This is a genomic window from Pseudomonas sp. DC3200b2 (genome assembly GCF_049895785.1).
GTDB classification, from domain to species: Bacteria; Pseudomonadota; Gammaproteobacteria; order Pseudomonadales; family Pseudomonadaceae; genus Aquipseudomonas; species Aquipseudomonas massiliensis.
The window spans coordinates 150,117-161,275 of the sequence record NZ_JAFCTA010000003.1; the positions used below are offsets into that span (position 1 = coordinate 150,117).

An 11,159-nucleotide genomic window follows, 5' to 3' on the forward strand; every position below is an offset into this window, starting at 1 on the left:
CGCTAGCGGGCTCTCCCTGACGATTCATTCATCAATCGTTTTCGCAAATCCCCGCCGCCAAAGTTGCCAGGGTGACTCTCGAAGTCTTACGGCATGTGCAACTTTGGAGCATGGGTCTTTGCGGATGCACTTAGAGGCAGACCCATGACCCAGGAAACCGGCGGCTTCGCCGCGCTCGAACTCCATCCAAGCATCGTTGCCGCAGTCATCGCCACGGGGTATGAAGAACCCTCCGCGATCCAGCAGCAGTCGATTCCGATCATCCTCGCCGGTCACGACATGATCGGCCAGGCGCAGACCGGCACCGGCAAGACCGCCGCGTTCGCTCTGCCGATCCTGCACCGTATCGACCCGAGCAAGCGCGAGCCGCAAGCCCTGATCCTGGCGCCAACCCGCGAGTTGGCGCTGCAAGTGGCTACCGCGTTCGAAACCTATGCCAAGCAGATGCCTGGCGTGAACGTCGTAGCCGTATACGGCGGTGCCCCGATGGGCCCGCAACTCAAGGCCATTCGCAACGGCGCGCAGATCGTCGTGGCGACCCCCGGTCGCCTCTGCGACCACCTGCGTCGCGATGAGAAGGTGCTGGCCACCGTCAACCACCTGGTGCTCGACGAAGCCGACGAAATGCTCAAGCTGGGCTTCATGGATGACCTCGAAGTGATCTTCGACGCCATGCCGGAAAGCCGCCAGACGGTACTGTTCTCGGCCACGCTGCCGGCGTCCATCCGTGCGATCGCCGAGCGTCACCTCAAAGAACCCAAGCACGTCAAGATCCAGAGCAAGACCCAGACCGTATCGGCCATCGACCAGGCCTACCTGCTGGTGCACGCCGACCAGAAGGTTCCGGCGGTGCTGCGCCTGCTGGAAGTCGAGGAATTCGACGCCCTGATCGCGTTCGTGCGCACCAAGCAGGCTACCCTGGACCTGGCCAGCGCCCTGGAAGCCAAGGGCTACAAGGCCGCTGCGCTGAACGGTGACATCGCGCAGAACCAGCGCGAGCGTGTCATCGACTCGCTCAAGGACGGCCGCCTGGACATCGTGGTAGCCACTGACGTTGCCGCCCGTGGCCTGGACGTACCGCGTATCACCCACGTGTTCAACGTGGATATGCCGTACGATCCGGAATCCTACGTGCACCGCATCGGCCGTACCGGGCGTGCCGGTCGCGATGGTCGTGCCCTGCTGCTGGTCACGCCACGTGAGCGCCGCATGCTCCAGGTGATCGAGCGCGTCACCGGCCAGAAAGTTGCCGAGGTACGCCTGCCTACGGCCCAGGCCGTGCTGGATGCGCGCATCAAGAAGCTGACCAACAGCCTGGCGCCGCTGGTGGCTGATGCCGAGGCCAGCCATGGCGAGCTGCTCGACCGCCTGACTGCGGATATCGGTTGCAGCCCGCGCGCCCTGGCGGCAGCCCTGCTGAGCAAGGCGACCAACGGGCAATCGCTGGACCTGGCCACTGTCGAGCGTGAGCAGCCGCTGGTGCCGACCGCCTCCGCCCAGCGCGAGCGTAGCGGTGAGCGCCACGAGCGCCGCGCTCCGATGCCACTGGCTGAAGGTCGCGTGCGTTGCCGCACCGCCCTGGGGGCCCGCGACGGTATCGCCGCCAAGAACCTGTTGGGTGCCATCCTCAACGAAGGCGGCCTGGTGCGTGAATCCATCGGGCGTATCCAGGTGCGTGACAGCTTCAGCCTGGTCGAGCTGCCGGAAGACGGCCTGGACCGTCTGCTGGCCAAGCTCAAGGACACACGAGTTGCCGGCAAGCAGCTGAAGCTGCGCCGTTACCGCGAAGACTAAGGCCGGACGCCTTCAAGAACCCCTGCTCTCGAGCAGGGGTTTTTGTTTTCGGGGGCAGCGCTTTTTTCCCATTTCAATCGAACCGGTACACGTCCATGCCCAAGGCGCCCAGGGTGAACCCTTGATGGGCGATGCTGAAGACGCCGCCCGCGCCCAGGGCAAAGTACAGGGGCAGCAGGTGCTCGTCGCTGGGGTGATTGCGCACTGCGTGGGGCGCAAGCTTTCGGTAATCCAGAAGGCTGTCCAGGTCACCGGCGGCCAACCGCGCCACCATCCAGTCCCTGAATGCCAGGGCCCAAGGCGTGGCTTGCTCGGCCTTAGCGGTTCGATCCAACTCTCTGAGATTATGGGTGATGCTACCGGAACCGATCAAAAGTATGCCGTCGTCGCGCAAGCCACCCAGCGCCCGGCCTACCGCGACCTGGAAAGCGGGCCCGTAGCTGCTGGGAAGCGAGACTTGCACAACCGGGATCCGGGCCTGCGGGTACATCAGCATCAAGGGCACCCAGGCGCCATGGTCCAGGGGGCGTTGAGGGTCCAGTCGCGCCGGCAACCCACGTTCAACCAGGCGGTTGGCGATGGCTTGCGCCAGGTCAGGGGCGCCGGGTGCCGGATAGTGTTGAGCGTAGAGCTCGGCGGGAAAGCCGCTGAAATCATGCCAGGTGGGCGGGGCGGGATGGGCGCCTACGGCCAGATCGCCACTTTCCCAATGGGCAGACACCAGCACGATGGCGCTTGGCTGGGGCAAGGACGTGGCCAGCGTGCGCAGGGCAGGCCCGCTGGCGCCCGGCTCGAGCGCCAGCATGGGTGAACCATGGGAAATGAACAGTGAAGGGAGCATGAGAGGCCTCGAAGCCGGACAGGCCTCCATCATCGATGAGCTGGCGCGCAACGGTCCAACCGGTTTTTTTGGGGGCAATCATCGAATCGACCAATGTCGACCCGAGACCCTTTTGCCTTCGCCAATGAAAACCCCCGCCAGAGCGGGGGCTTGCGGGCGATGCGGCAAGGCTCAACCGCGCTGGCGCAGGGCGTTGATACGCTCTTCCAGCGGCGGGTGGCTCATGAACAGGCCGGCCAGGCCATGCTTGAGGCCACTGTTGATGCCGAAGGCATGCAAGGTGTCCGGCATGGTCACCGGCACGCCCTGTTCGGCGCGCAGGCGCTGCAGGGCACTGATCATGGCGCCGGTGCCGGCCAGGCGCGCGCCGGCATCATCGGCCCGGAACTCACGGCGACGAGAGAACCACATCACGATGATGCTGGCCAGGATGCCCAGCACCAGCTCGGCGAAGATGGTCGCGATGTAGTAGGCCATGCCCTGGCCTTCCTCGTTCTTGAAAATCACCTTGTCGACGAAGTTGCCGATGATCCGGGCGAAGAACATCACGAAGGTGTTCACCACGCCCTGGACCAGAGCGAGGGTGACCATGTCGCCGTTGGCCACGTGCCCGATCTCATGGGCCAGTACCGCGCGCACTTCGTCCGGCGAAAAGCGCTCCAGCAGGCCCTGACTCACGGCGACCAGGGCGTCGTTGCGGTTCCAGCCGGTGGCAAAGGCGTTGGCCTCGTAGGCTGGGAAGATGCCCACCTCGGGCATCTTGATACCGGCTTCCCGAGACAACTGCTCGACGGTTTGCAACAGCCATTGCTCATGGCGGGTGCGCGGTTGGGTGATGATCTGGGTGCCAGTGCTCATCTTGGCCATCCATTTGGAAATGAACAGCGAGAACAGCGAGCCGGCGAAGCCGAAGACAGCGCAGAAGATCAGCAGCTGGTTGAGGTTGAGGTCCACCCCGTTTGCCGCCATGAAGCCGTTGAAGCCAAAGAGGCTCAGGGTAATGCTGGCTATCAGCACGACCGCAAGGTTGGTGGCCACGAACAGCAGAATGCGCATCATGGTGTCGAGTTACTCCTGACGAATAGATGTGAAGCGTTGTCGGGTATATAAGGCCCAGACCTCGGGGATTCAACAAGGCGACTATTTCAAACTATGTCGTCAGAAGTTTCCTACGTGCTGCGTCGAAGTCTTCGACACAGCACTTTAGCGCCACGGGCCTCGCTCCAGACACCTCGGGGCAGTGCTGGCTCGGCCTTCGGCCCGGTCACTGCCGGTAGCTGCGAAGGAAGCCGCCAATTCGGCCAATGGCCTGCTCAAGGTCGTCTACACGAGGCAAGGTCACCACACGGAAGTGGTCCGGCCATGGCCAGTTGAACGCCGTGCCCTGAACGACCAGCAGCTTTTCCGAGAGCAGCAGGTCGAGCACGAACTTCTCGTCGTTGTAGATCGGGCAGACCTTCGGGTCGATCCGAGGGAAGGCATAGAGCGCGCCCATGGGTTTGACACAGCTCACCCCGGGAATGTCATTGAGCAGTTCCCAGGTGCGGTTGCGCTGTTCGAGCAGGCGCCCCGGTGGCAGTACCAGGTCGTTGATGCTCTGGTAACCGCCCAGGGCGGTCTGGATGGCGTGCTGGCTCGGTACGTTGGCGCACAGGCGCATGTTGGCCAGGATGTCCAGGCCTTCGATATAGCTCTGCGCATGCTGCTTGGGGCCGGAAATGGCCAGCCAACCGGAACGGAAGCCAGCGACCCGATAGGACTTGGACAGCCCGTTGAAAGTCAGGCACAGCAGGTCGGGCGCCAGGGCTGCGCTGCTGATATGCACGGCTTCGTCATAGAGGATCTTGTCGTAGATCTCGTCGGAGAACACCACCAGATTATGTTGGCGAGCCAGCTCCAGCATGCCCAGCAGCACTTCCCGGGAGTACACCGCGCCGGTGGGGTTGTTCGGGTTGATGATCACCATGGCCTTGGTATTGGGCGTGATCTTGGCCTTCATGTCCTCGAGGTCGGGCCACCAGTTGGCCTGCTCGTCGCACAGGTAGTGCACCGCGTGGCCGCCGGCCAGGCTTACCGCGGCCGTCCACAATGGGTAGTCCGGCGCCGGGATCAGCACCTCGTCGCCATTGTTGAGCAGCGCCTGCATGGACATGACGATGAGCTCGGACACGCCGTTGCCCAGGTAGATGTCTTCGATGCCGACGCCTTCGACCTGCTTTTGCTGGTAGTACTGCATCACCGCCTTGCGCGCGCTGAAAAGGCCTTTCGAATCGCTGTAGCCCTGGGCAGTGGGCAGGTTGCGGATCACGTCCTGGAGGATTTCCTCCGGCGCTTCGAAACCGAACGGCGCCGGGTTGCCGATGTTCAGCTTGAGGATACGGTGACCTTCCTCTTCCAGGCGCTTGGCGTGTTTGAGTACCGGACCGCGAATGTCATAGCAGACATTGGCGAGCTTGTTCGATTTGCTGAACTGCATGGTGAGGTCCCGAAGGGCGGCCGACAGACGCCGAAATTGGATTTGAACGAGCGATGCGCGGGTGACAGACTGGCAACGATTGATGGCGCAATCATACGTGCCACTCCCATGACGGAAAAGCCACTAGCCGGCGATTTTCCGTAGCCGAGGTGAAGCCATGCAGAAAATCGAGAAAACCCTTGAACAATGGCGCGAGATGCTCGACCCAGAGCAGTACCAGGTGTGCCGCCTGGCCGGTACCGAGCGGCCGTTCACGGGCAAATACAACACGGTCAAGGCCGCTGGCATCTACCACTGCATCTGCTGCGACGCCCCGCTGTTCGATGCCAAGACCAAGTTCGATTCCGGCTGCGGCTGGCCCAGCTTCTACGAACCCATCGGCGAGCAGGCCATGGTCAAGCTGCGCGACACTACCCATGGCATGATTCGCACCGAGGTGCGCTGCGCCCAGTGCGACGCCCACCTGGGGCATGTATTTCCCGATGGCCCGCCGCCTACCGGCTTGCGGTATTGCATCAATTCGGTCTGCCTGCAGCTGGTGACGCCCGAAGGGGAGCGCATCTGATGGCCGCCTCGCTGCTGGAGATCCGCTGCAGGCGGATCGACGGTAACGAAACGAGCCTGGCACAGATGCCGGCCCGGGCCTGGCTGGTGGTCAATACCGCCAGCAAGTGCGGGTTCACGCCCCAGTACCAGGGCCTGGAAGCCCTCTGGCGGCGGTACCGCGATCAAGGATTGGTGGTGTTGGGTTTTCCCTGCAATCAGTTCGGCGGCCAGGAGCCGGGGGAAGAACAGGACATCGCCCGGTTCTGCGAGCGGGATTTCGGGGTGAGTTTCCCCTTGTTCGCCAAGGTCAGGGTCAACGGGCCAGAGGCTCATCCCTTGTTCGCTGCTCTCAAGCAACGAGCGCCCGGCCTGCTGGGAAGTCAGGGCATCAAGTGGAATTTCACCAAGTTTCTGGTGGATGCTTCTGGCCAACACGTAGAGCGTTTCGCGCCGACGACCCGTCCCCAGCAGCTGGAAGAGCGCATCGAGGCACTGCTGCGCTGACTGAAGTCGTCATTCAGGTGAGTGGGGCCGTCGGCGGATCACCCGCGGTCCATTGGTCGATCAGGCCAATCAGCTCTTCCCGGCGGAACGGCTTGGCGAGGTAGTCGCTCATGCCGGCGGCCTTGCAGCGCTCCCGCTCTTCGGGCATGGCATTGGCCGTAAGCGCGATGATAGGCAAGTGCGGCCAACGCCCGCTCTCGCGGATGCGGCGGCTGGCCTCGTAGCCATCCATCACTGGCATGTTGCAGTCCATCAGAACCAGGTCAAAAGCCTCGCGCTCGAGCGCGGCGATACCTTCGGCACCATTGGTGGCCACCTCGACCTGGCAGCCGAGCTTGCCCAGCATGCCCTTGGCTACCAACTGGTTGACCGGGTTGTCTTCTACCAGAAGGATGCGGACGTGGCGGGCCGGAGGTGCCTCCGCCGGCGCTGGCTGCGGGATTGCGGGCGCCTGTTCATTGAGATGGTCGCGCAGGATGCCCGCCAACGCCGAGCGAGACAGCGGGCGCGCCACCTGCCGGACAGGCGCGAGGGCCCTGGCCTGCTCCGGAGACAGGAAGTTGCCGTACGCGGTGACCAGCACCAGTGGTGCCGTGGTCAGGCCCCGAAGTGCTTCCAGGCAGGAGGGGCAGTCTGTGATCAGCAGCTCGGCAACCGGTAGGCCCTCGGCAGGAATGGCCTCCAGGTGCTGATAGGTCAGGCCCCAGCGAGACAGGTACTGATCCAGCAGCTCCGCCAGCCCGCTTTGCGCCGCGCTGACTGCCAGAACCTTGCCTTGCAGGTGCGGCGATGGAAGCGCCGCGCTGTGGACTGGCAAGGGCAGGTCGGCGTAGAAACGGCTGCCTTGGCCGGAGCGTGAACTGATGCTCAGACGGCCCTGCATTGCCGTGCACAGGTTGCTGGTCAGTGCCAGCCCCAGTCCGGTGCCGCCGAATTGCCGGCTGATGTTGGCGCCGGCCTGGGTGAACGGCCTGAATATCTTGCTCTGGGCATCGGCGGGGATGCCGATGCCGGTATCGCTCACTTCGATGCGCACCCGCTCGCCGACCCTGAGCAGGCGCAAGTCAACCCGTCCCTGGCGGGTGAACTTGAGCGCATTGGACAGCAGGTTGCTGACGATCTGGCGCACACGCATGGGATCGCCTATCACCTCGGCAGGGAAGCCGGGCTCGACCAGGCAGGTCAGCTCAACGTCCGGCGCGGCATTCTGGGAAAACAGGCTCGCCGTTTCCTCGGCCAGCGCCGCCAGGTCAAAGGGCACCTGCTCCAGCTCGAGCTGACCAGCATCGAACTTGGACAGGTCCAGGATGTCGTTCAGCAGTTCAACCAGCACTTTGCCTGAATCATGGGCAATGGTCAGTTGCTGGCGCTGCTCATTGCTCAGGGGAGTATCCAGGGTCAGGCCGATCATGCCGAGCAGGCCGTTGAGGGGCGTGCGGATCTCATGGCTCATGTTGGCCAGGAACGCCGAGCGCGCCTGAGCCATGTCCAGGGCAGTGCGCCTGGCCTTGTCCAGCTCACGGTTGGATTGGCTCAGCCGCTGGTTGCTGGCCTCCAGCTCTTCGGTGCGGGCCGAGACGACGCCTTCGAGTTCGTCCAGATAGGCGGTAAGGCGATCCTCGGCCGCCTGGCGCTTGCGGATCTCCGCGGCGGTTCGCTCAAGCTGCTCATTGGCAACGTGTACCAGGACGCCGATCTCATCTTTCTCATGCCCCTTGGGGCAGGGCAGGTGGCGAGGGTCGGCCACGTCCAGGCTAACCCTGCTCAGATGGCCCACCACGGTTACCAGGGGTTTGGTAAGCATGAAATAGAACATTACCAGCAGTATGGCGGTGAACACAGTAGTGCGCAGGAAGCCGCTGACCAGGGTAACCTCGCCCCGCTCGATGAAGCGCCCGCCAACCGCCGCGGTGTCTACGGAGACGCTCAAGGTACCCAGCTTTTCCTCGGGGAGATGAGCGAGAAACAGCGTTATATCGACTTCAAGGCTGCGCCCGAACAGGAAGTTGCTCAGGAATCGGTGAGGGGTTTCATTGCGTGGCCGCTCCACTTCGGCCAGAACCGTGCCCTCATTGTCGATCAGGCGGGCCCCGATGATGGATTCGGAGCGAAGCAATCCGCGGGTCAGCTCAAGGGCCAGCTCGCGGTCAATGTTGTAGGCGATGCGCGAGGCGGGGTTCTGGCTGATTTCCAGTAGCGAGGCGATCTGGCTTTTGAGCAAGTCACGGCTGCTGGCATAATCCAGGGAAATTTGCATCAGGCTCAGCAAGGTACCCAGGATCAGGCCCAACACTACGGTCAGTCGTGCCTGTTTATACGACAACCGCTGGTTGAACTTGATGCCCATGGCCCTGGCGCTGTTTCGCTCGATGATGCACCTCCAGCTTAGACAGTGAGCCGCGCGGCGGCCTGACGCGCCCGAGGGCTCATCCTGCATCCTGTATAGCCCTTGCGCGGCCAGAGGTGAAGTTTTGGACACTCAATTGCAGCGATTTCTCGAACGGGCCGAAGCCGTGCTGGCGCGTATCGAACCCATGTTGCCCGCACCAGTGCCGGACATAGACTGGAATGACAGCCTGGCGGCCCGCTGGCAGCGGGGGCAGCACGGCGCTTACCTGCTGCCCCTGGATGTGCGGCTGGACATTCACCTGCAAGACCTGCGCGGCATCGACAACCAGCGCCAACAGCTGGAGCGCAATACCCGGCAATTCCTCGACGGCCTGCCTGCCAACCATGCCTTGCTCTGGGGCGCGCGCGGTACTGGCAAGTCCTCTCTGGTCCGGGCCCTGTTGGCTGGCTTCCATCGCCAGGGCCTGCGCCTGATCGAGATCGAGCGAGACCACCTGGCGGATCTGCCCCGGGTAGTGGAGCAATTGCGCCTGCTACCGCAGCGGTTCGTGCTGTTCTGCGATGACCTGTCCTTCGAGGCGGGGGAGGGGGACTACCGGGTGCTCAAGAGCGTGCTGGATGGCTCTCTGGAGCAGGCGCCTGAGAATGTCCTGCTATATGCCACCTCCAACCGGCGTCACCTGGTACCGGAGAAACAGAGCGATAACGACAACTGGACCCGCGTGGAAGGCGAACTGCATCCCAGCGAAGCGGTGGAAGACAAGATCGCCTTGTCCGACCGGTTTGGCCTGTGGCTATCGTTCTACCCCTTCAGCCAGGCCCATTATCTGGATGTGGTGGAACACTGGGTCGGGCAGCTGGCACGCAAGGCCGGGCTGGACTGGCAGCGCAATACTGAACTCGAGGTCATGGCGGTGCGCTTCGCAACCTCGCGAGGCAACCGCAACGGGCGCTGTGCCTATCAATTCGCCCGCCAATGGGTGGGACTCAAAATGCTGGAGATTTCACAATGATCGATCTGCAAGCCACGGGCGATGGCCTGGAGGGCTACGCTCTATTGGCCGCTCAACTGCAAGCCCTGCTGGCCGGCGAACGGGATTTCATCGCCAATGCCGCCCAGCTGTCGGCATTTCTCTACAGCGAAGTGCCTGACCTGAACTGGGCCGGGTTCTACCTCAACCGCAACGAGGAGCTGGTGCTGGGCCCGTTCCAGGGCAAGGTAGCCTGCGTGCGTATCCCGTTCGGCAAGGGCGTGTGTGGCGCCGCGGCGCGCAGCCGGTCGACCCAGCGTGTAGAGGACGTGCACGCCTTTGCGGGCCATATCGCTTGTGACAGCGCCTCGAACAGTGAGCTGGTGGTGCCTCTGGTCAAGGATGGGCGCCTGGTGGGGGTGCTGGATCTGGACAGTCCTCTGACAGGCCGCTTCACTGCCGAGGATCAGGTCGGCATTGAACACCTGGTGGCAATATTCCTCGCCGCCACCGACGTTTGAACAAGCCGGGCCATCTCAGTCGTAGATGGCCTTTTTCTTCCACTCGGTTTCTTCTTCGGTTTCCTTCAGGCCGGCGGTCAGCTCGTTCTCGTCATCGTCGTGGGCCTGGATCTTGTTCAACACCAGCGCGTCCGCTCGCGCGACCATTTTCTGCGCGTAGGCCAGTTCCTCGGAATAGAGGCTGGGGTCCGGCTGTTTTTTCAGGTACTGGACCGCGCGCTCATAAGCCAGGCGCGCATGGCCCGGGTCGCCATCCTGGAAGGCCTGCTGCCCCAGGTTGTTGAAAAACTCCAGATGCAACTTTACCAGCAAGCCACGGATGACGTTGTTCCAGTGACGAGATTCGCCTGGCTTGAACAGGTTTTCCTGAGCGGCGCGCTGGATCTGGTGGTGCAGGCCCTCGATCAGGAAGCTTGCTTCCTTGGCCTGGGCTTCGGTGGTGATAGGCGTGGAAGGGTTCTTGACTTCCACCTCTTCCTTGGCCATGTCCAGTTCCAGCTCGGCCAGGCGTTCCTTGAGTTCAGGGCTGGCCTTGTTGAGCGCCAATGCGCGCTTGACCACATTGTGTTCGAGTCGATGCATGAGCATCTTCACTTCCGGCGTCGTCAACTGCCCTGGGAAGCGCTCGTTGAGTTCGGCGCAGCGGCGCAGACGATCCTTGAGTTCATGACCCAGGCGGATCTTCTCTGCCTTGTTGGCTTCCACGGCGTTATTCAGAAAGCCAATGGCGATCAGTATGGCTACACCCGCTATCACTATCGCGGCAATCATCATATGTGTCACGGGGCTAACCTCGTCCGTACCAATAGCTTGAGTGTAGTGGCTGACTTGCCAGGGGCATAGCACAGCCCATCGAGCCGCGTAATGTGGCGGCGGCCGATTATGCCCCTGGCCCGATGGCCGGCATAGCCCCCAGGTGGGGCCTGCAAGGCGGCGGCACGCTCGCTTCAAGATCCAAAGCCATTGATTTCAATAATTTTTTGGCAGGGGGTTGACGGCCCTGGAAACCGCCCCTAGAATGCGCGCCACTTGCAGCGTAAAGCACTTCGCAAAGCGCCGCAGGGAGTGAATGTTGTAGTGTGTCCCCTTCGTCTAGTGGCCTAGGACACCGCCCTTTCACGGCGGTAACAGGGGTTCGAGTCCCCTAGGGGACGCCA

General features: G+C 62.8%; 9 protein-coding genes, 1 tRNA gene and 1 pseudogene. 6 read left to right on the top strand and 5 right to left on the bottom strand.

Going from position 1 to position 11,159, the window contains the following annotated elements:
- Positions 1–110 precede the first annotated feature (110 nt).
- Positions 111–1,794, top strand: a pseudogene (locus ACP691_RS10100) (DEAD/DEAH box helicase).
- Between the two features lie 73 nt (positions 1,795–1,867).
- On the opposite strand, the gene ACP691_RS10105 reads toward ACP691_RS10100, so the two are convergent.
- From ACP691_RS10105 to ACP691_RS10115, 3 genes are all read right to left on the bottom strand, one after another.
- Entirely contained in the window at positions 1,868–2,635 is a 768-nt protein-coding gene (locus tag ACP691_RS10105) for a DODA-type extradiol aromatic ring-opening family dioxygenase (RefSeq protein ID WP_426149336.1), read from the bottom strand.
- 171 nt (positions 2,636–2,806) lie between these two features.
- Positions 2,807–3,694: a protease HtpX gene (gene htpX, locus ACP691_RS10110; RefSeq protein WP_426149337.1), complete on the bottom strand. Its 888-nt coding sequence runs from the start codon at positions 3,692–3,694 to the stop codon at positions 2,807–2,809.
- 205 nt (positions 3,695–3,899) lie between these two features.
- On the bottom strand, positions 3,900–5,111 hold the full coding sequence (locus ACP691_RS10115; RefSeq protein ID WP_426149338.1) for a pyridoxal phosphate-dependent aminotransferase: 1,212 nt from the start codon (positions 5,109–5,111) through the stop codon (positions 3,900–3,902).
- Positions 5,112–5,268: 157 nt separating this feature from the next.
- Between ACP691_RS10115 and msrB the strand changes: the two genes are divergently transcribed.
- Both msrB and ACP691_RS10125 read left to right on the top strand, forming a co-directional pair.
- Positions 5,269–5,676: a peptide-methionine (R)-S-oxide reductase MsrB gene (msrB, locus tag ACP691_RS10120; RefSeq protein ID WP_426149339.1), complete on the top strand. Its 408-nt coding sequence runs from the start codon at positions 5,269–5,271 to the stop codon at positions 5,674–5,676.
- The gene (locus tag ACP691_RS10125; RefSeq protein ID WP_426149340.1) at positions 5,676–6,161 is read left to right on the top strand and encodes a glutathione peroxidase; all 486 of its coding nucleotides are present in this window, start codon (positions 5,676–5,678) and stop codon (positions 6,159–6,161) included. The genes msrB and ACP691_RS10125 overlap by 1 nt, the downstream gene beginning before the upstream one ends.
- A gap of 13 nt (positions 6,162–6,174) precedes the next feature.
- Here ACP691_RS10125 and ACP691_RS10130 read toward each other — a convergent pair whose 3' ends face one another.
- A complete protein-coding gene (locus ACP691_RS10130) occupies positions 6,175–8,508 on the bottom strand; it encodes a response regulator (RefSeq protein WP_426149341.1) in 2,334 nt (777 codons plus the stop codon).
- Positions 8,509–8,632: 124 nt separating this feature from the next.
- On the opposite strand from ACP691_RS10130, the gene ACP691_RS10135 reads away from it, so the two are divergent.
- Both ACP691_RS10135 and ACP691_RS10140 read left to right on the top strand, forming a co-directional pair.
- Positions 8,633–9,523 (top strand): ATP-binding protein, encoded by an 891-nt coding sequence (locus ACP691_RS10135; RefSeq protein WP_426149342.1) that lies wholly within the window; start codon positions 8,633–8,635, stop codon positions 9,521–9,523.
- A complete protein-coding gene (locus ACP691_RS10140) occupies positions 9,520–10,002 on the top strand; it encodes a GAF domain-containing protein (protein WP_426149343.1) in 483 nt (160 codons plus the stop codon). The genes ACP691_RS10135 and ACP691_RS10140 overlap by 4 nt, the downstream gene beginning before the upstream one ends.
- A 15-nt stretch (positions 10,003–10,017) precedes the next feature.
- Here ACP691_RS10140 and ACP691_RS10145 read toward each other — a convergent pair whose 3' ends face one another.
- The gene (locus ACP691_RS10145) at positions 10,018–10,785 is read right to left on the bottom strand and encodes a hypothetical protein (RefSeq protein WP_426149344.1); all 768 of its coding nucleotides are present in this window, start codon (positions 10,783–10,785) and stop codon (positions 10,018–10,020) included.
- Between the two features lie 298 nt (positions 10,786–11,083).
- On the opposite strand from ACP691_RS10145, the gene ACP691_RS10150 reads away from it, so the two are divergent.
- Positions 11,084–11,159: transfer RNA gene (locus ACP691_RS10150), tRNA-Glu, on the top strand.